At 69.3% G+C, this 18,904-nt stretch carries 19 protein-coding genes, 1 tRNA gene and 1 pseudogene; 13 read left to right on the forward strand and 8 right to left on the reverse strand.

Translation table 11 applies throughout. The features are described from left to right. Positions 1–17: 17 nt before the first annotated feature. From J4H86_RS07430 to J4H86_RS07460, 7 genes are all read right to left on the reverse strand, one after another. Positions 18–1,475, reverse strand: coding sequence for a benzaldehyde dehydrogenase (locus J4H86_RS07430; protein ID WP_236542771.1), 1,458 nt, complete (start codon positions 1,473–1,475; stop codon positions 18–20). A 105-nt stretch (positions 1,476–1,580) separates the two neighbouring features. After that, positions 1,581–3,215 (reverse strand): thiamine pyrophosphate-dependent enzyme, encoded by a 1,635-nt coding sequence (locus J4H86_RS07435; protein ID WP_236542772.1) that lies wholly within the window; start codon positions 3,213–3,215, stop codon positions 1,581–1,583. A 34-nt stretch (positions 3,216–3,249) separates the two neighbouring features. Further along, positions 3,250–4,047, reverse strand: coding sequence for an ABC transporter ATP-binding protein (locus J4H86_RS07440; protein WP_236542773.1), 798 nt, complete (start codon positions 4,045–4,047; stop codon positions 3,250–3,252). A gap of 57 nt (positions 4,048–4,104) precedes the next feature. Then, positions 4,105–4,941, reverse strand: a complete 837-nt coding sequence (locus J4H86_RS07445) for an ABC transporter permease (RefSeq protein ID WP_236542774.1) — start codon at positions 4,939–4,941, stop codon at positions 4,105–4,107. Beyond that, a complete protein-coding gene (locus tag J4H86_RS07450) occupies positions 4,938–5,795 on the reverse strand; it encodes an ABC transporter permease (RefSeq protein WP_236542775.1) in 858 nt (285 codons plus the stop codon). Before J4H86_RS07450 ends, J4H86_RS07445 begins: the two co-directional genes overlap by 4 nt. Beyond that, positions 5,792–6,283, reverse strand: coding sequence for an ABC transporter substrate-binding protein (locus J4H86_RS07455; RefSeq protein WP_236542776.1), 492 nt, complete (start codon positions 6,281–6,283; stop codon positions 5,792–5,794). Before J4H86_RS07455 ends, J4H86_RS07450 begins: the two co-directional genes overlap by 4 nt. A 43-nt stretch (positions 6,284–6,326) precedes the next feature. Next, on the reverse strand, positions 6,327–7,274 hold the full coding sequence (locus J4H86_RS07460) for an ABC transporter substrate-binding protein (protein WP_236542777.1): 948 nt from the start codon (positions 7,272–7,274) through the stop codon (positions 6,327–6,329). Between the two features lie 361 nt (positions 7,275–7,635). Here J4H86_RS07460 and J4H86_RS07465 point away from each other — a divergent pair, with 361 nt between their 5' ends. From J4H86_RS07465 to J4H86_RS07515, 11 genes and pseudogenes are all read left to right on the forward strand, one after another. Beyond that, complete coding sequence (locus J4H86_RS07465; protein ID WP_236542778.1) at positions 7,636–8,430, forward strand: IclR family transcriptional regulator domain-containing protein; 795 nt, start codon at positions 7,636–7,638, stop codon at positions 8,428–8,430. 361 nt (positions 8,431–8,791) lie between these two features. Then, positions 8,792–9,619 carry a CoA transferase subunit A gene (locus J4H86_RS07470; protein WP_236542779.1) on the forward strand — a complete coding sequence of 276 codons (828 nt, stop codon included), beginning with the start codon at positions 8,792–8,794 and terminating at the stop codon, positions 9,617–9,619. Continuing rightward, positions 9,616–10,371 (forward strand): CoA-transferase subunit beta, encoded by a 756-nt coding sequence (locus tag J4H86_RS07475; RefSeq protein ID WP_236542780.1) that lies wholly within the window; start codon positions 9,616–9,618, stop codon positions 10,369–10,371. The genes J4H86_RS07470 and J4H86_RS07475 overlap by 4 nt, the downstream gene beginning before the upstream one ends. Before the next feature lie 10 nt (positions 10,372–10,381). Next, the gene (locus tag J4H86_RS07480; RefSeq protein WP_236542781.1) at positions 10,382–11,557 is read left to right on the forward strand and encodes a thiolase family protein; all 1,176 of its coding nucleotides are present in this window, start codon (positions 10,382–10,384) and stop codon (positions 11,555–11,557) included. Between the two features lie 17 nt (positions 11,558–11,574). Beyond that, a complete protein-coding gene (pcaH, locus tag J4H86_RS07485; RefSeq protein ID WP_236542782.1) occupies positions 11,575–12,354 on the forward strand; it encodes a protocatechuate 3,4-dioxygenase subunit beta in 780 nt (259 codons plus the stop codon). Beyond that, positions 12,351–12,926 carry a protocatechuate 3,4-dioxygenase subunit alpha gene (pcaG, locus tag J4H86_RS07490; RefSeq protein WP_236542783.1) on the forward strand — a complete coding sequence of 192 codons (576 nt, stop codon included), beginning with the start codon at positions 12,351–12,353 and terminating at the stop codon, positions 12,924–12,926. Before pcaH ends, pcaG begins: the two co-directional genes overlap by 4 nt. A gap of 93 nt (positions 12,927–13,019) precedes the next feature. After that, entirely contained in the window at positions 13,020–14,369 is a 1,350-nt protein-coding gene (gene pcaB, locus J4H86_RS07495; RefSeq protein WP_236542784.1) for a 3-carboxy-cis,cis-muconate cycloisomerase, read from the forward strand. Positions 14,370–14,371: 2 nt separating this feature from the next. Then, entirely contained in the window at positions 14,372–15,151 is a 780-nt protein-coding gene (pcaD, locus tag J4H86_RS07500) for a 3-oxoadipate enol-lactonase (RefSeq protein WP_236542785.1), read from the forward strand. A gap of 162 nt (positions 15,152–15,313) precedes the next feature. Further along, positions 15,314–15,682, forward strand: a pseudogene (gene pcaC, locus J4H86_RS07505) (4-carboxymuconolactone decarboxylase); the annotation flags it as partial. 44 nt (positions 15,683–15,726) lie between these two features. Continuing rightward, entirely contained in the window at positions 15,727–16,902 is a 1,176-nt protein-coding gene (locus J4H86_RS07510; RefSeq protein ID WP_236542786.1) for a 4-hydroxybenzoate 3-monooxygenase, read from the forward strand. Positions 16,903–17,004: 102 nt separating this feature from the next. Continuing rightward, positions 17,005–17,709, forward strand: a complete 705-nt coding sequence (locus J4H86_RS07515; RefSeq protein ID WP_236542787.1) for a hypothetical protein — start codon at positions 17,005–17,007, stop codon at positions 17,707–17,709. A 120-nt stretch (positions 17,710–17,829) separates the two neighbouring features. Here the strand turns inward: J4H86_RS07515 and J4H86_RS07520 are convergent. Then, positions 17,830–17,905: transfer RNA gene (locus J4H86_RS07520), tRNA-Asn, on the reverse strand. A 159-nt stretch (positions 17,906–18,064) separates the two neighbouring features. On the opposite strand from J4H86_RS07520, the gene J4H86_RS07525 reads away from it, so the two are divergent. Together J4H86_RS07525 and J4H86_RS07530 are read left to right on the forward strand one after the other, a co-directional pair. Beyond that, the gene (locus J4H86_RS07525) at positions 18,065–18,376 is read left to right on the forward strand and encodes a hypothetical protein (protein WP_236542788.1); all 312 of its coding nucleotides are present in this window, start codon (positions 18,065–18,067) and stop codon (positions 18,374–18,376) included. Between the two features lie 20 nt (positions 18,377–18,396). Beyond that, on the forward strand, positions 18,397–18,885 hold the full coding sequence (locus tag J4H86_RS07530) for a hypothetical protein (RefSeq protein WP_236542789.1): 489 nt from the start codon (positions 18,397–18,399) through the stop codon (positions 18,883–18,885). Positions 18,886–18,904 lie beyond the last annotated feature (19 nt).

Genomic DNA, 18,904 nt, shown 5'->3' on the forward strand with positions numbered 1-18,904 from the left:
CGGAGGTCCGTCTGTGTCTAGAACGGGTAGCGCGCGGGCTCGGCCTGCATGGTGACCCACTGCGTCTCGGTGAACGCCTCCAGGTTGGCGCGTCCGCCCACCCGTGACCCGTTACCCGACGCGGCCACGCCGCCGAACGGGGCGACCGCTTCGTCGTCGACTGTCTGGTCGTTGATGTGGACGATCCCGGAGGGGATGCGGTCGGCGATCTCCAGACCACGCATCGGGTTTCGGGTGAGGATTCCGAGGGACAGGCCGTACTCGCTGTTCGCGGCGATGGCGGCGAGCTCGTCCACCGAGGAGAACCGGATCACGGAGGCGACCGGCCCGAACACCTCGGTGTTGTAGGCGGGGGTCTCCTGCGTCACGTGGTCGAGAACCGTCGGCCGGTAGAACAGGTCGTCATAGGTGCCGCCCGCGGCGAGCGTCGCGCCGCCCGAGACGCTCGAGGTCACCAGTCCGTGGATCTTGTCGCGTTGGGCCGCGTCGATGATCGGGCCGAGGGCGACCTCCCTCTGGAGGGGATCGCCGACCGGGAGGCCCTTCGCCTTCTGGGAGAGCTTGGCGACGTACTCGTCGGCGACGGACTCGTGCACGATGTGGCGGCCGGCGATCATGCAGATCTGGCCCTGGTGCAGGAACGCCGACCACGCGCCGTTCTCGGCGGCGGCGTCGATATCGACATCGTCCAGGACGATGAGTGGTGAGTTGCCACCGAGCTCGAGGTGCGTGCGCTTGAGGTGGGTGCTCGCGGCCTCCGCGATCTTACGACCGGCGGCCGTGGAGCCGGTGAAGGCGATCACGGGAACGTTGGGGTCGGCGACGAGCTGTTGACCGGCCTCGACACCACCGGGGAGGACCTGCAGGACCCCCTCGGGGAGGCCCGCTTGGCGGAACGCCTCCGCGATCACCGCGCCGCCGCAGATGGCGGTACGCGGGTCAGGCTTGAGGATCACCGCGTTGCCCAGCGCCAGGGCCGGAGCCACCGACCGGATCCCCAGGATGAGCGGGGCGTTGAACGGTGAGATCACACCGACCACCCCGACCGGGATCTGGCGGGAGAAACTGAGCCGTGGCTTCTCCGAGCGCAGGATCTCGCCATAGGGCTGGGAGGCGAGAGCCGCCGCCTCGAAGCATTCCGCGCCCCCGACGTGCACGTTGAAGCCGGCCATACCCGCGGCGGCCCCGGCCTCCTGCTTGAACCAGTCGATGATCTCGGCACCGTTGTCCTCGATGACGCGTCCGGCCCGGTGCAGGATGGCGGCCCGTTCGACGAACGGCAGCGCGGCCCACCCCTTCTGTGCCTCGGCCGCCCGGGCCGCGGCCTCGGCGACGTCCTGTCCGTTGGAGCTGCCGGCACGGCCGACCTCCGCGCCCGAGGACGGGTTGACGATCGGGGCGTCTCCCCCGTGCGCCCTCGTCCACTGGCCGGTGAAGATCTTCCCGGTCAGTTCGTCGATGTTCAGAAAGCTCATGGGTTCTCTCCTGATCGCCTGTGTCGGTGGCTCGATCGGTGACCGTGTCCCCCCGTTGCCCCGCGCCACCTCAGCGGCGCGTACGCGGGACCGGGCCGGGCCGGTTCACGGCTGAAATGTCAGGTCGGGTGTGACCGCGACGTCCAACAGGAGGGGTTCGCTCCGGTCTGCGAGGCTCGGGAGGACCTCGTCGAGCGTCTCGAGGAGTGTGGTGTGGTCGGAGATCTCGCGGGTGGCGCAGCCCAACGACCGTGCGAGACCGCTCAACGAGACGTCCTCGAAGGCCGGCCAAGCCGGCTTGCCGCCATGATGGTCGGCGAGCCGGTCCATGACGGCGTAGCGCCCGTTGGCCAGGACGATGAAGAGCACACCGACCTGGTACCGGGCCGCGCTCCACAGCGCCTGCACCTGGTAGAGGGCCGAGCCGTCCCCGACCACGGCGATCACGGGGCGTCTCGGACTGGCCATGCGCACACCGGTGGCCGCGGGGAGCGCGAAGCCGAGGCCGCCCATCGCCGCGGAGAGGAAGCCCATCGGGCGACGCGCCGGCAGGAGTTGGTGCATATCGGGCCGGCTGGACGGCGTCTCCTCGACGAACACCGTGTCCTCGGCGGCGCGCTGGGCGAGGGCGCTCAACACGTGGGCGGCGCGCAACGGCTCGGTCGGCCCCGGGGCCTCGGGGTGCTCCGTGGCACGGGGGCCGGGGAGGTCCCGATCGGGTCGCGGGTCGACTTCGGTGACCAGGGCGTTGACGAAGGCGGCAATCGAGGCGTGCACCCCCAGCTCGGCGGGACTTCGGTGGACCTCCTCCGGGTCCTCCGACACCACGGCGATCCGGAGATCGCGGGGGAAGAGGAGTCCTTCGGTGAACGGGTACTGCCGGAACACCGGCGCCCCGACCGACAGCACCGCGTCGTAGGGCTCCAGTCGCGCGCGCAGCCGAGGACGGTCGGCGGGCAGGAACCCGGCGAACTGGGGATGGTCCTGGGGGAACCCGGCGCGCGCTCCGAAGCACTCCTGGAAGACGGGGCAGCGCAGTTTCTCGGCCAGGTCGACCAGTGCCCGCCATGACGGTTCGGAGTCCGCGCCCGAGCCCACGACCAGTGCGGGCGTCCGTGCACCCCGCAGCAGCTCGGCCACCGCGGCCACCGCGGCGGGGTCGGCGTCCCCGCCGCGGAGCACGCGACGAGCCGCCGCGTGGTTCGCGGGGTCGCCCGCGGGCTCCGACCAGTCGTCCATCGGGACGATGACCACCGCGGGACCCTTGCCGTGCGCGGCCTCATGCGAGGCGCGGGCGACGGCGCCCGGGACGTCCTGGGCACGGGCGGGATGGTTCACCCACACCGGGTAATCCCCGGCGAGCCCCTCGAGTCGTCCGGCGAGGAACGGCTCGAGCGCGAGGTGCCGACGGTCCTGCTGCCCGACGATGACGACGAGTGGGGCACGGTTGACCCGCGCGGTCGCCAGGGCGCTCACCGCGTTGCCGAGACCGGCCGTGGTGTGCAGGAGCACCAGCGCCGGTCGTTCGTTCGCCAGCGCCCACCCGGTGGCCATCCCCACGACGGAGCCCTCGTGCAGCCCAAGGACGAACTCCAGGTCGGAGGGAAGGTCCGTCAGGAACGGGACCTCGGTCGATCCGGGGTTGGAGAAGATCGTGTCCAATCCGTACTCACGGAAGACGTCCATCGTCGCGTCCCGAACCGTACGTCCGGGTGTGCCCTGGTCGGTCACTGTCACCATGCCTCGGCTTCCTCCACCCCTACCTCACTACACGTCAGTGCTCGGTAACAGCCATGTCGGTCGGACCACCGTTCTTGGCGCGCTGGATCTCCGCGTAGATCCGCGCTCGCAGCTCCGTGAACGTGGGATCCTGTCGGGTCGACAGTTGGTCACGCTCGTCCGGCAGGTCGACGGTGATGTCATCCTGGATCACCGTCGGAGACTTGGACAGCACAAGTACGCGCTGACCGAGGTAGACCGACTCGTCGATGTCGTGGGTCACGAACAGGATGGTCACGCCGAGCGTGCGCCAGATCGACCGGATCAGGTCCTCCAGGTCGGCACGGGTCTGCGCGTCGACCGCGGCGAAGGGTTCGTCCATCAACATGACGCGTGGCTGATAGGCGATCGCCCGGGCGATCGCCACGCGTTGCTGCATACCGCCGGAGAGCTGCCAGGGGTAGGACGTGGTGAAGTCGGAGAGTCCCACGGCGTCCAGCGCCTCGTTGACCAGGCGGTCGCGCTCGTCGCGCGACAGCTTCTTCTCCTTGAGGGGCAGCTCGACGTTGCCGCGCACCGTCATCCATGGGAAAAGGCTGCGTCCGTACTCCTGGAAGACGATGGCCATGTCCGGCGGCGGGCCGGCGACGTGCCGGTCGTTGACCCGGACCGTTCCGTCCGTGGGCGGGAGCAGCCCACCGATGCACTTCAGCAGCGTGGTCTTGCCACAGCCGGAGGGACCGACCAGGCACACCAGTTCTCCGTCGCCGATCCGGAAGGTGAGGTCGCGCACCGCCTCCACGGCGCGTCCCTCACCCTCGTAGACCTTCCTCAATCCCGTCACTTCAAGCATTGGCGCAGTTCCCGTCTCGATGCGTCCATGGGGAGTCCAGACGTCCCATGGGACTGTCTACTCTCCCCTGGTGGCGGCACGAAGCCCCGTGTACCAGCGCAGCGTTCGTCGTTCGATCATCATGAAGATCGCCGAGGCCGTGAAGCCGATGAGTCCCAGCAACACGATTCCGGACCACATCTCCGGTATCGCGAAACTGCGCTGGAACTGGACGATGGTGAAACCGAGTCCACTGGAACTGGCGAACATCTCGCTGATCACCATCAGGATGATGGCGATGGCCAGGGCCAGGCGAAGACCCGCCATGATCTGGGGACTCGCCGAACGAAGAACGAGCACACGCATGCGGGTCGTACCCCGGATGCCGTAGCTACGGCAGGTGTCCGACAGCACCTGGTCGATCGCCCGCACACCCTCAACGGTGTTCAGCAGGATCGGCCAGACGCATCCGGAGATGATGACCAGGATCTTCATTCCGTTGTCGATGCCCGCCAGGAGAATCATCAGCGGGACGAGCACCGGTGGGGGGATGGCGCGGAGAAACTCCAGGACGGGCTCGGCGAGGGCTCGGGCGGTCCGGTTCAGACCGAGCAGTACGCCCAACAGCACGCCGATGACCGCGGCGAGCCCGAAGCCCGCGAGCAGGCGCCCGAGGCTGGGCAGTACGTCGCGGAAGACGCGCTCGGAGAACCACGTGTCGGCGAAGGTCGTCGCGATGACGTCCGGCGTCGGCATGTAGTAGTTGTCGCTCGTGACGCTCGCCCACCACCACAACAGGATGAGAACGGCGGGCAGTCCGAGGAGCTCGACTAGACGGATCCCGAGCCGGGCCGGCCAGGGACGGGGTCCGCGCCGCGACCTCTTGGTGGTGGAATCGTGCGAGGACCGGGTCATTGGGCCGCCTCCCCACGGACTGAGGTGTGCCACCGCAACAGGTAGCGTTCCACGGCGCGCACCGCCAGGTTGACCAGGACGCCGATGGCCCCCGTGGCGACGACCAGCGCGTAGACGAGGGCGACCGCGCCGCTGGACTGCGCGACAGCGATCTCCGATCCCAGGCCCGGGCTACCGATGATCAGTTGGGCCGTGATGGCGAGGATGAGGGCGACGGCCGCGCCCAGCCGGACGCCGGTCATCAGGAACGGCAGGGTGGTCGGCCACACCACGTAGCGAAGGCGGGCGATCCTCCCCAGGCCGTAGGAGCGCGCGGTCTGCTCGGCCACGGGGTCGACGTCGGCCACGCCGTAGAGAACCTGGATGTAGATGAGCCAGAACGCGGCGTAGACCACGAGGAGCAGGGTGGAACGGATGTCGGTTCCGAACACCAGCACCGCGAGGGGGATCAGGGCCACGGACGGGATGGGCCGTAGGAAGTCGACGGTCGAGGTGGTGAGGCGTCGCAGCAGCGGAACCGACGCGACCACGAACCCCAGCGCCAGGGCGAGTACGAAGGCGATCGCCAGTCCGAGGCCCCAGCCGTAGAGCGTGTCGGCCACGGCCGCCCAGAACTCGGGGGTCGCGGCGCGTTCGACCAGTGTGGACAGGACCTCGGTCGCTGGGGGAAGGTATCGCGCCGAGACGATGTCAAGGCGCGGGACCGCCTCCCACAGGCCCAGGAACGCGACGGCCCCCACGACGCCCAACAGGCCACGTCGTGCCCCGGCGAAACGCCGTCGCACGGCGCCGGGACCATGGGGCAGGCGCCCCGTGGCCCCGGTCGTCGTGGAACTCTCCTTGAGTGTTGTCATCGAATCAGCTCGTCGAGATTTGGTTCGTCGTCGATGAGACCGTCCTCGGTGGCGAGACCCCCCACGTGCGCCAGGGCCTCCTCATCGATGTCGGTGAAGAAGTGAGGCAGCCGCATCGCCTCGACGACATCCTCGTCGATGTCGGTGTAGGTGCCAAGGATGCGCCGAACCTCGTCCGGGTTCTCCGCGGCGTAGTCCAGCCCCTCGTTCAGGGCCTCGGTGAACGCGTCGGCGGTCTCGGGGTTGTCGGCGGCGAAATCCTCGGTCGTGAAGTACCCGGCGATGGTGACGAAGGGTTCCACGTCCAGCCCGCGGTCCTCGAAGAAGCCTTGGTCCTCAGTCAGGTAGATCGGCGCGACCGCGGTGATCGACAGGACCCCGACACGCAGCTCGGTCCGCTCGCCGTCCTCGTCGGCGGCGTTTCCCCCGCAACCGGCGGACACCATCAGTGTCGCCGCCGCGGCGAGAGCGACTGACCGTCGACCCATTGTGAACTCCTCGTGGGGGATGGTTCCTGGGGAACACTGGGAGTTAACGGAACAACTCGTCGACGTTGACCTCGTCCTCGACGAGCCCGTCCTCGTGCATCAGGTCCGCGATCAGCTCGACGGACTCCATGTTGGTCTCGGCCGGCCACTTCGGCAGCCGCACCCGCTGCAGCAAGTTCTCGTCGATCTCGGTGTAGGAGGGCACGATCTCGCGCACCTCGTCCGGGTTCTCCTCGGCGTATTCGAGGGACTCCGCGAGGGCTGCGGACAGGTCGTCGTAGAGCTCGGGATCCTCGGCGATGGACTGTTCGTTGGCGAAGTACACGGCGATGGTGAGCTCCGGGTGGGTACCGGCGTAGTTGGAGCCGATCTCACGGAATCCCTCTTCCTCCGCCATGGTGGTGAAGGGCTCGACCACCCAGATCGCGTCGACCTGCTCGTTCTCCAGGCTCGCGTTCATGTCGCCCAGCGGCATCTCCACGAATTCGACCTCGGAGGGATCCCCACCGTCGTCGCGGACGATCTGGCGCACGGTCGTGTCGCCGATGTTGTTCAGCGTGTTGGCGGCGACCGTGGCCCCTTCCAAGTCGGAGAGGCTCTCGATGGGGCTGTCGTCGAGGACGAAGACGCCGCTGAAGTCCGCCCCGATCTCGCCGTTGCTTCCCACTCCGTTGGCGAACGCCTGGAGCGGCAGTTCCTCGTTGATCATGAGCGAGACGACGTTGCTGAACCCGAAGTCGAACTCCTGGCTGACAACGCTGGGAACGAGTGCCGCTCCACCCTGCGCTTGTTGGATTTCGAGGTCGAGGCCGCGTTCTTCGAAGAAACCCTGCTCCATTCCGAGATAAAGCGGCGCCACGTCCACAATGGGGATGACACCGGCGGTTACCTCACGAAGCTCTCCGTCGTCGTCGGACGCGTCACCTCCGCCGCAGGCCGAGGTTGCCGCCAGAGCGAGTGCGCTACCCAGTACGAGTATGCGTCGACGCATCGTGATTCTTCTCCAGGGGGGCGATGACAGGGAATCCGTCCGACAGGTCGCCGTTGGTCAGAAAGAACGGCGACAGTTCGCGGGTACGCAAACCGATCGGACCTTAAGTGCGATTTACGCACATCTGTTCTGGCACCGAACTTAAGTGACCGGGGTTACCCCGTCAAGAGGCCATGTCCAAGCTGTTACGGACGTTTGGGGCGTCGCGCCTGGACAGCCGAGCAGCGCACACTGAGGTGTACGCGTTCCGGACACCCGGGCTTTGCACCCCCGGACCCGACCGGCAACAATGACGGCAAACCGACGAGGCGAAGGAGCATCGCGCCATGCGCAACACCCCGAATCGCGGCCGGAGCGACGGATGACCGTGGAGGAACCGCGCGGTACGCACTTCGTCCAGTCACTGGAACGTGGACTCGCCGTCGTACGGGCGTTCTCCGCGGACGAGACGTCGATGACGCTCAGCGAAGTCGCGCGCAAGACCGGACTGACCCGCGCCGCCGCCCGCCGCTTCCTTCTCACTCTCGCCGACCTGGGATACGTGCGCAGCGACGGGCGGAACTTCGCCCTGACCCCCCGGGTTCTGGAGCTGGGCTACGCCTACCTCTCCTCCGCGGGACTGCCGGAGGTCGCCCAGCCCCATCTCGAGCGACTCGTCAGCGAGGTGCGCGAGTCGTCCTCGGTCTCCGTACTGGACGGAGACGAGGTCGTGTACATCGCACGAGTGCCCACCTCGCGCATCATGGCCGTCTCGATCAGCGTGGGGACGCGGTTCCCCGCGTACGCGACGTCGATGGGGCGGGTCCTGCTGGCCGGGAAGTCCGCCGCCCAACTGGACGCCTACCTGGAACGCGTGACCCTGCAGCGCCTCACCGCCCACACCATCACCACGCCCGGACGACTCCGCGCCGAGCTTGACCGCGTGCGCAGCCAGGGGTGGGCGATCGTCGACCAAGAACTGGAGGAGGGCCTGCGTTCGGTCGCGGCACCGATTAGGGACCGGGACGGCACCGTGGTCGCGGCGGCGAACGTCTCCGCCCACGCCAATCGGACCCCGGTGGAGGACATACGACGCGACCTCCTTCCCCCGCTACTCGCGATGACCGCCCGCCTCGAGGCCGACCTGGAGATCGCGAGCCGCGGTCGCACCCTGTGAGGGTGGGGTGACACGGGTCCGGGGGTGACCGACCGCGCGACGGCGTCGGCGCCCCCGACCCCGTAGCCGTCCGCCCACGGTCCGACGGCGCGGACCGTGCGGGTGACCGACACCGATCCGCGCCGGGCGCGGTCGCGACCTCGGTCTCCAACGACCGCGTTCGGAGCGCGGGAATCAAGCCCCGGTTGGCACGCCAACCGGGGCTTGCCTGTACCCGCCGGCCCTACGGCGGCCGAGCGGGAGTCTCCCGTGCCGGACCACACGGATTCTTGACCAGTGCGACGGGTCGGGTTAATGTCTGTGCATTGATGTTCGCTTTATGAACAACTATGCGGTATTCGAACGAAAGTTGAGGGCGCACATGATCGTGGCGCTGGACGAGGGGATCCGCGAGCTCGTCCATGACGGAGACACGGTCGCGCTTGAGGGGTTCACCCACCTCATTCCGGTCGCTGCGGGACACGAGATCATCCGCCAGCGCCGGCGCGACCTGACGCTGGTCCGGATGACCCCGGACATCGTCTACGACCAGCTCATCGGCGCCGGATGTGCCGCCAAGCTGGTGTTCTCCTGGGGTGGTAACCCCGGAGTCGGCTCCCTCCACCGCTTCCGGGACGCGATCCAGAACAACTGGCCCCGGCCGCTGGAGATCGAGGAACACAGCCACGCGGGTATGGCCAACCGCTACGTCGCCGGTGCGTCCGGGATTCCCTTCGCGGTCCTGCGCGGATACGTCGGCACCGACCTCGTCGGCCAGACCGCCAACATCAAGCCGATCACCTGCCCCTTCACCGGTGAGTCCCTCACCGCGGTACCGGCCCTGAACCCCGACGTCGCCATCGTGCACGCGCAACGCGCCGACCGTGCGGGCAACGTCCAGATGTGGGGCATCACCGGGGTACAGAAGGAGGTCGTGCTGGCGGCGCGGCGGGCGCTGGTGACGGTCGAGGAGGTCGTCGACGAGCTGGAGCCCGTTCCCGGCGCGACGATTCTCCCCCATCGGGTCATCTCCGCCGTCGCCGTCGCGCCCAACGGGGCCGCGCCGTCCTATGCTCACGGCTATTACGCCCGGGACAACCAGGCGTACCAGGCGTGGGATCCCATCGGACGGGACCGGGACTCCTTCACCGCGTGGCTCGACTCCGAGGTCCTCGGCTCCGCCGGCGAAAACGCGAAGGGAACGTCATGAGCACAGAGAACCAGTGGTCCTCCGACGAGATCATGACGGTCACCGCCTCCCGCGCGCTGGTCGGTGACGCCGCGTGCTTCGTGGGAATCGGGCTGCCGAGCACGGCCGCGAACCTGGCCCGTCGCACGCACGCGCCGGACCTGTGGCTGATCTACGAGTCGGGCACGCTGGGCGCCAAGCCCGAGACGCTCCCCCTGTCCATCGGGGACGGGATCCTCGCCGAGACCGCCGACACAGTCGTCCCGGTCCCGGAGGTCTTCAACTACTGGCTGCAGCCGGGCCGCATCGACGTCGGTTTCCTCGGCGCCGCACAACTGGACAGGTTCGGCAACATCAACACCACCGTGATCGGCGACTACGCCGATCCGAAGGTACGTCTCCCCGGAGCCGGCGGGGCACCCGAGATCGCCGCGAACTGCCGTGAGGTCATGGTCATCGTGCGCCAGAGCCGACGCACGTTCGTGGAGAAGGTGGACTTCGTGACGTCCGTCGGGTTCGGGAACGGAGCTGGCGACCGAGAGCGGCTCGGACTTCGTGGCGCGGGCCCCACACGCGTCATCACCGACCTCGGGGTCCTGGAACCCGACCCCGAAACCCGGGAGCTTACGCTGGTCACGGTGCACCCCGGCATCGATGTGGATGACGTACGCGCGGCCACCGGCTGGGAACTCGCCGTATCACCCGACCTGACGACGACCACACCGCCGTCCGACGAGGAGCTCGCCGTTCTGCGAGTCCTCACCGGCAAGTAGGGGCAGCCCCATGACAGAGACCTTCATCCTCGACGCGGTACGCACCCCGTTCGGCAAGTACGGCGGTGCCCTTTCCGGTGAACGCCCCGACGACCTCGCCGCGCACGTGGTCCGCGCGCTCGTCGACCGCTCTCCCGACCTGGACCCCGCGACGATCGACGACATCCTGCTCGGAGACGCGAACGCCGCGGGAGAGGACAACCGTGACGTCGCACGGATGGCCGGCCTGCTGGCGGGGCTGCCCACCAGCGTGCCGGGAGCCACGGTGAACCGGCTTTGCGGGTCCGGGATGGAGGCCGCCATCGCGGCCAACCGCGCGATCGCCGTCGGCGACGCCTCGCTCATGATCGCCGGTGGTGTGGAGTCGATGAGTCGCGCCCCCTGGGTCATGCCCAAGCCCCCCAAGGGCTTCCCCGCCGGGAACGCCACCATGTACTCCACCACCCTCGGCTGGCGAATGGTGAACCCGAGCATGCCCGAGCGGTGGACCATCTCCCTGGGGGAGAGCACCGAGCACCTCGCGGAGCTCAACGGCATCGGCCGCGCGGAGCAGGACGCCTTTGCCCTGGCCAGCCAGGAGAAGGCCGCCGCCGCGTGGGCGGCCAAGTCCTTCGACGCGGAGGTCGTCGCGATCCCCGGGGTGGACCTCGCCCGGGACGAGAGCATCCGGGACACCTCCATGGAGAAGTTGGCGACCCTGAAGCCGGCGTTCCGCGCCGAGGGCACGGTCACGGCCGGGAACGCGTCCCCCCTGACCGACGGTGCCGCCGCGCTCCTCCTGGGCGACGAGTCCGCCGTCAAGGCGACCGGGAGACAACCCCTCGCCCGGATCGTCAGCCGGGGCGTGGCAGGGGTAGACCCCGACGTCTTCGGGATCGGCCCCGTCGAGGCGGCGAACATGGCCCTGCGCCGCGCGGGAATCGGTTGGGACGACCTGGCGGTCGTCGAGCTCAACGAGGCGTTCGCCGCGCAGTCGTTGGCCTGCCTGAAGCACTGGCCGGACCTCGACCCCGCCATCGTGAACCCCAACGGGGGCGCGATCGCCATCGGTCATCCGCTCGGGGCGTCCGGGGCCCGGGTGCTGGGCACACTCGCCCACCAGTTGCACCGGCGTGGCGGCGGGTGGGGGCTCGCCGCGATCTGCATCGGTGTCGGCCAAGGACTCGCCGTCGTTCTGCACGTCTAACCTTCGAGGAGGCCCCCATGGCAGCGACACCGGAGCACCCACCGTCGCCGGCTGGTACGACCAGGACCCCGAACGGGCTCGTGGTACCGGGTTACCAGCGCGACGGCAGGTCACACCCCCCACTGGACTACCCCGGATACCGCAGCACGTCCCTGCGGCATCCCAAGCAGCCACTCGTCCTGCTCCCCCACATGTTGACCGAGGTCACCAATCCCGTGTACGGCGAGTCGGCCGTCCGGGAGCTGGACAACGACCTCACCCGGCAGCACGAGGGCGAACCACTCGGCCAGCGCATCATCGTGCACGGCCAGGTCCGCGACTCCGGCGGCTCGCCCGTTCCCCACACTCTGGTCGAAATCTGGCAGGCCAACGCCGGGGGACGCTATCGGCACGTCGGTGACCAGTGGCCCTCGCCGCTCGACCCGAACTTCAGCGGCTCGGGGAGGACCATCACCGACGCCGACGGCCGGTACCGGTTCACCACGATCCAGCCTGGTATCTACCCGTGGAAGAACCACGCCAACGCCTGGCGCCCCGCGCACATCCACTTCTCCTTGTTCGGGCAGGCGTTCACCCAGCGGCTCGTCACCCAGATGTACTTCCCGCAGGATCCGTTGTTCTTCCAGGATCCGATGTGGAACTCGATTCCCGACGCGGCCGCGCGGGAACGACTCGTCGCACGGTTCGACTACGAGAACACCGAGGAAGAGTGGGCGCTCGCCTACGAGTGGGACATCGTCCTGCGCGGTCGCGAGCAGACCCCGTTCGAGGACGAGGACGAGGACGACGAGGCATGAGCGCGACTTCGCAGACCACCCCCTCCCAGACCGTCGGCCCCTACCTGCACATCGGGCTTCCCTGGGACGGTGGGCCCTACGCCGCCGACGCGGACGCTCCGAACGCCTTCTGGATCCGTGGAACCGTCTACGACGGTGAGGGGACGCCGGTGCGGGACGCCCTCATCGAGACCTGGCAGGCCGACCCCGACGGCAGGTTCAACCATCCCGACGACCCACGCGGGGCCATGACCTATCCGGGCTTCCGTGGCTTCGCCCGCTCCGACACCCGTGACGGTGGTGCGTACGCGGTACGCACGCTCAAGCCGGGTGTGGTGCCCGGCCCGGCGGGCCCACAGGCACCACACATCGACGTCTCGGTGTTCGCCCGCGGCATGCTGCACCGCGTGGTGACGCGGATCTACTTCCCCGAGGAGGTCGAGGCGAACGCCAGCGACCCGGTACTGTCCGCGATCACCGAGGAGGACGCCCGCGCCACCCTCGTCGCGACGAAGGCCGACGACGGGTACACCTTCGATATCCGGATCCAGGGTGGACCAACGGGGCGTGAGACGGTGTTCTTCGACATCTAGCCCGGATGACCGGCACGTCGTCCTGCACCGCGCGAGCCGGAGTACACGGCAGTTTTCGAGGACCACGGCGAGAAGGGTACGGACACCGCGACGATGACCGAGGGACTGTTCGGCGGCGTGCTGGCTCGCGGCGACGTCGTCGCCGCCGTCACCGACGACGCCTGGGTACGGGCCATGCTGGACAGTGAGGCGGCCCTCGCTCGCGCGCTGTCCCGGCTCGGACTGATCGACGCCCCCGTGGCGCGTGTGATCGAGGCGGTGTGCGAGGTGGCCGAGGTCGACCCGGCGGCGATCGGCGTGGCCGCGGCGGGCGGTGGCAACCCCGTGATTCCTCTCGTCAAGGAGCTCACGACGGCGGTGGCCTCCCGGGACGCCGCGGCCGCCCGATACGTCCACTACGGTGCCACCAGCCAGGACATCATGGACACCGCGGCCATGTTGGTGACGTGCCGGGCGATCGACGCGATCCTGGGAGAGGCCCACACCCTCGCCATGGACCTCGCGCTCCTCGCCGCCCGCCACCGGGACACCCCGATGGCGGGCCGAACGCTGCTCCAGCAGGCCCTGCCGACGACGTTCGGCGTCGTGGTCGGCGGGTGGCTGGAAGCCATCGGCTCGGCCGCCGCGAACCTCCGAGCGACCAAGGACCGGTGTCGCGCGGCGCAGCTCGGCGGCGCGGCCGGCACGCTCGCGTCCCTCGGGACCGACGGCGTCGCCCTCTCCGCGGCGTTCGCCGAGGAGACCGGGCTCATCGAACCGGTACTGCCGTGGCACACCGACCGCGGGAGAGTCCTCGACATCGCTGGATCCCTGGCCACACTGGCGGGAGCGGTGGGCAAACCGGCCCGCGACATCACCCTCCTCGCCCAGACCGAGGTCGGTGAGCTGTCCGAGGTCGCCGGGGCGGGGGTCGGTGGCTCCTCCACCCTGCCGCACAAACGCAACCCGGTCGCAGCGGTGTCCACCCTCGCCAACACCAAACAGACCCCGGGACTCGTGGCGACGATTCTCGCCACCTCTGAGCAGGAGCACCAGCGGGCCGCCGGCGCCTGGCACAGCGAGTGGATCCCGTTGCGGGACCTGCTGCTGCGCACCGGGTCGGGCGTCGCGTGGCTTCGGACCAGCGTCGAGCGTCTCCACGTCGACGCCGCCCGGATGCGCGCCAACCTCGACGCCACCGGGGGCGCGCTCCTCGCCGAGCACGTAACCAGCGACCTGACGCCCGAACTCGGGCGGCTGGCGGCCCACGAGCTCGTCACCGAGGCCTGTTCCACCGCCCTGGACCGCGGCGCCGACCTGGCCGCGGTCCTGGCCGACCGTCTGCGCGGCCACCGTACGCACCAACAGATCACCGCGCTGCTCGCACCCGAGAGTTACCTGGGCAGCGCCGGCGCGTTCACCGACCGTGCCCTGGCTCGGCACCACCAGCGGACCGAGGAGTAGACATGTCCGACGCGACGGCCATCGATGTGGACTTCTCCGTCGAGGGACCGCCCAACGCCCCCGTGCTCGTCCTGAGCGGGTCGCTCGGCAGTACACGGGCGATGTGGCAACCACAGGTGGACGCCCTGTCCGCCGACCTGCGCGTCGTGACCTACGATGCTCGTGGCCACGGCGCCTCACCCGTCCCCGTCGGCCCCTACACCATCGCCGACTTCGGGGCCGACCTCCTGCGGCTGCTGGACCGTCTCGACGTGGAACGGGCCCACGTCGCCGGCCTCTCCCTGGGCGGGATGACCGGAATGTGGACCGCCGCACACGCCCCCGAACGTGTCGATCGGCTCGTGTTGCTGTGCACCTCCGCCCTCCTGGGGCCCCCGGAGGGCTGGGCGCAGCGGGCGGAGACGGTCACCGCCGCCGGATCGAGCGACGCCGTGGCGGGCGCCGTCGTCACCCGTTGGTTCACCGACGGTTACGCGAAGGCCCACCCCGAGGCCGTCGCACGGATGCGCGACATGATCGCCGCCACGCCGCCCGCCGGGTACGCCGCGTCCTGCCGCGCGATCGAGACGATGGACCTTCGGCCGGATCTCCCCAGGATCACGGCACCGACCCTCGTCCTCGCCGGTGCGCAGGATCCCGCCACCCCGCCCGCGCACCTGCGCGCCATCGCCGAGGCGATCCCCGGCTCCCGCCTGGAGACCGTCGACCCGGGTGCCCACCTGGCGAGTTGGGAGTCCGCCGGCACGGTGAACGCGCTGTTGCGGTCCCACCTGCTCGAGTGACCCTGCCGCGGTGGAGACCCCGGCCCGGTGAGCGCCCACCGCCACGGCAGCGACCAGCCATCACACCTGTCCACCGACGCGGTCGAACCCGTCAGTGCGTCAGCGCGCCCCTATGGAGAAACCATGAGTCACAGCCCCAACGACGGCCCCACCACAGGGGACGCGGACCGACACGCGGCGGGCATGCGGGTCCGCCGGGAGGTTCTCGGCTCCGACCACGTCGACCGTGCCGAGGCGAAGAAGACCGAGTTCACCGAGGACTTCCAGAACCTGATCACCCGGTACGCCTGGGGCGAGATCTGGACCAGCGACGGGCTCGACCGCCGCACCCGTAGCTGCATGGTGCTCACCGCCCTCACCGCCCTCGGGCACTGGGAGGAGCTCGCCATGCACGTCCGGGCCGCTGTGCGCAACGGGCTCAGTAGGGACGAGATCCGCGAGGTGTTCATGCAGGCCGCCATCTACTGCGGTGTCCCCGCGGCCAACCGCGCCTTCGCGGTGGCCCAGCCCATTCTGGACGAGACCGACTGACTAGTCGCCCCTCCCCCTGATCCTCGTCGTCGAAGGAGAACCGAGTGCGTACCCGTGTTGGAATCATTGGCGCCGGCCCCGCCGGTCTCCTGCTGTCCCACCTGCTCCATCGCGCTGGGGTGGAGTCGGTCGTCCTGGAGAGCCGGGACCGCGAGTACGTACAGAACCGCCAGCGTGCCGGTGTGGTCGAACACGGGGTCGCCGAGGTCCTGCGCGCGACCGGGCTCGGGGGGCGGATGGACGCCGAGGGGTTCGTCCACGACGGTATCGAGCTGCGCTTCGACGGTCACGGGTTCCGGGTCGACTTTCCCGCCTTGACCGGTCGTAACGTCGTCATCTGGCCGCAGACCGAGATCGTGAAGGACCTGATCGCCCAACGGTTGGCGGACGGCGGCGCGATCGAGTTCGGTGCCAAGGCGACCTCGATCGAGGGGGCGACCACGGACCGGCCGCGCGTCCGCTTCCTGCGGGGGGATACCGAGGAGGTCCTGGACTGCGACGTCGTCGTCGCCTGCGACGGGTTCCACGGCATCGGCCGGCAGGCCCTTCCCGAGGACGTCATCCAGACCTACGACCGCGTGTATCCCTTTAGCTGGCTGGGCATCCTCGCCGACGTCCCGCCGTCCTACGAGGAACTGATCTACGCCAACCACGAGCGCGGCTTCGCTCTGGGCAGCATGCGGTCCTCGGAGGTGAGCCGGCTCTACCTCCAGGTCCCCAACGACGACAGCGCGGACAACTGGAGCGACGAGCAGATCTGGGACGAACTCTCCGCCCGGTTCGCGCTGCGGGACAGCGACTGGTCCCTCGCCCGAGGGACCATCACCGACAAGTCCATCACCCCGATGCGGAGCTTCGTCACCGAGCCCATGCGGCACGGACGCCTGTTCCTCGCCGGCGACGCCGCCCACATCGTGCCGCCCACCGGGGCCAAGGGCCTGAACCTGGCGATGCGCGATGTCACCCTGCTCAGCGAGGCACTGACCGCGTACTTCGGCTCCGGCGACGAGACCGGCCTCAACTCATACTCCGCCGACGCCCTACGGCGCGTGTGGCGCGCGGAGCACTTCTCGTACTGGATGACGACCCTGCTGCACCGCGCCGGAGATCGGGACCCCTTCGACCACAAGCTGCAGTTGTCCCACCTGCACTTCATCGCGGGCTCCACCGCCGCCGCCACCCAACTCGCGGAGAACTACACCGGCCTGCCGAGCGTGTGAGCGTAGCGCCGAACCGACGACTATGCCACGACTCCGTGGGGGTGAGCTATCGGTCGGTTACAGTTTCGGTGACCGCAGGTGTTTCACCTCCACGGAGCTCCCATGCGCACGTGTCCCGTTTGTGGGTCCAACGACTCGCTCGTCAGCGTTCCCGGGGTCGTCGCCCAGGGGACACAGCACAGCCACGGCGGCGGAGTCTCCCACGGCCGTGCCTACGGCTGGAACGGCTATCAGTTCAGTACGCGGACCAACCACGCCTATCACTCCACGTCGTCGACGGAACTGGCGGCCGCACTGTCCTTCCCTCGCGTGCCCGCGCCTCTCCCCTACGGACGGGTGGGGATCGTGGTGTTCTTCGCCGGCTCCGCGGGCGCGGGGAGCGAGGGTGTCGGCATCGCGGTGTTCAACACCGTCGCTATCGGTGTCCCCTTCGCGCTCTCCCTGGGCTTCGCCGGGTTGGTCCTGTCCGGGCGCTGGGCGAGCTGGGGTCGGGCCATCGTCGCCTTCGTCGCCGCGATGGTCACCTTCGTGACGGGAGCGACCATGCTGTTGCGGGCCGTCGACGGAGTGCGGCCACCGGCGGGACTGATGACCACGGTCATGGCGCTCCTTTTCCTCCTCGGCATCGCGATCATGATCGTGGGCTGGCGGGAACGCCGGACCCACCGCCGTGCCCTCGCGCAGCAGCGACGCGCCTACCAACTGTGGCAGGGGCTCTACTACTGCGCCCGGGACCACGTGGTCCTCGAGCCCGAGAGCGGTCGCTACGGATCTCCCCAGGACGTGGGCGAGCTGATCTATCCGTAGTCCGGACGCACGCAACCATGCTCCGATGACTCAACCATGCTGGCTGACCGCGGTGTTCGGACGCGCCATCACCCGCGGCGTCCCGACAAAAAAGCCAGACCCGGAGGTCTGGCTTTGGGATGGCTCCTGCGACTGGACTCGAACCAGTAACCTGCCGGTTAACAGCCGGCTGCTCTGCCGATTGAGCTACGCAGGACCGCTGCCGTGATCGGGAGGCTCCCCGCTGCGGCTTTACCTAGGTTAGCGCATTCGCGGAGGTGGTTCTAACCGTTCGCCGGCCTGTCCGGACCGGGACCGCGGTCGCGTGGACTGTACTCTGGGCGCTGACGGACCCATCCGCAGGCTAGGGAGCACCATGCGCTACCGGATCACCTTCGTCGCCGGGCTCGCCGTCGGCTACGTCCTTGGGACGAAGGCCGGCCGGACCCGTTACGAACAGATCGTACGCGCCACCCAACGCGTCGCCGGGAGTCCCACCGCGCGGCAGGCGGCCAACCGGGTCAGTGCCGGGTTCTCCGCTGTGGGGGAACGCGTCGGGGAACACCTTCCCCTGACGTCGGTGCGGGACTTCCTTCGACGGCCCACCGCCGAGGAGGAGGCGGAGGTGGTCGCCACGTCCGCGGCCAACGGGGCGTCGGGGACACCGGGCGCGGGACCGTACCGGTGACGCGTTGGTTGCCTCGCTCGGTGAACAAACTCCCCCCGGCGACGCGGAACCGGTTGGCCCTGCGTTCCGGGGAGCGGGTACTGGCGCACGGCCCCACGGGCGACGACGTCGTGGTCGCGACGACGTGGGCGCTGCACGTCCCGGGCCCGGACGGCTACCTCCGCGTCGCCTGGGAACACGTCGACCAGGCGTCCTGGACCGAGGACGGCCTGCGCTTCACCGATGACACCGGCGCGGACCACACTGTGGCGATGGACCACCCCGGCCGCCTGCCCGAGGTGGTCCAGGAACGGGTGACCGCCACGATCGCCGCCTCACGCCACGTCGCTCTCCCCGCGGGAGAGGGCACTCTCGGTGTTCGACTGTCCGCCCGGCGCCCACCCGGTGCCGGCTCGGAGAGCGTGACGTGGCGGATGCGCTTCGACTCCGGCTTGGACCCACACGACGCCGAGACGCGGACCCAAGCCGAGCGGGCGCTCACCCGCCTCCGCGAACAGACCGGGCTCTGACCGGGTCACCCAGGCGCCA

It is taken from the genome of Spiractinospora alimapuensis (assembly GCF_018437505.1).
In the GTDB taxonomy this organism is placed as follows: Bacteria; Actinomycetota; Actinomycetes; order Streptosporangiales; family Streptosporangiaceae; genus Spiractinospora; species Spiractinospora alimapuensis.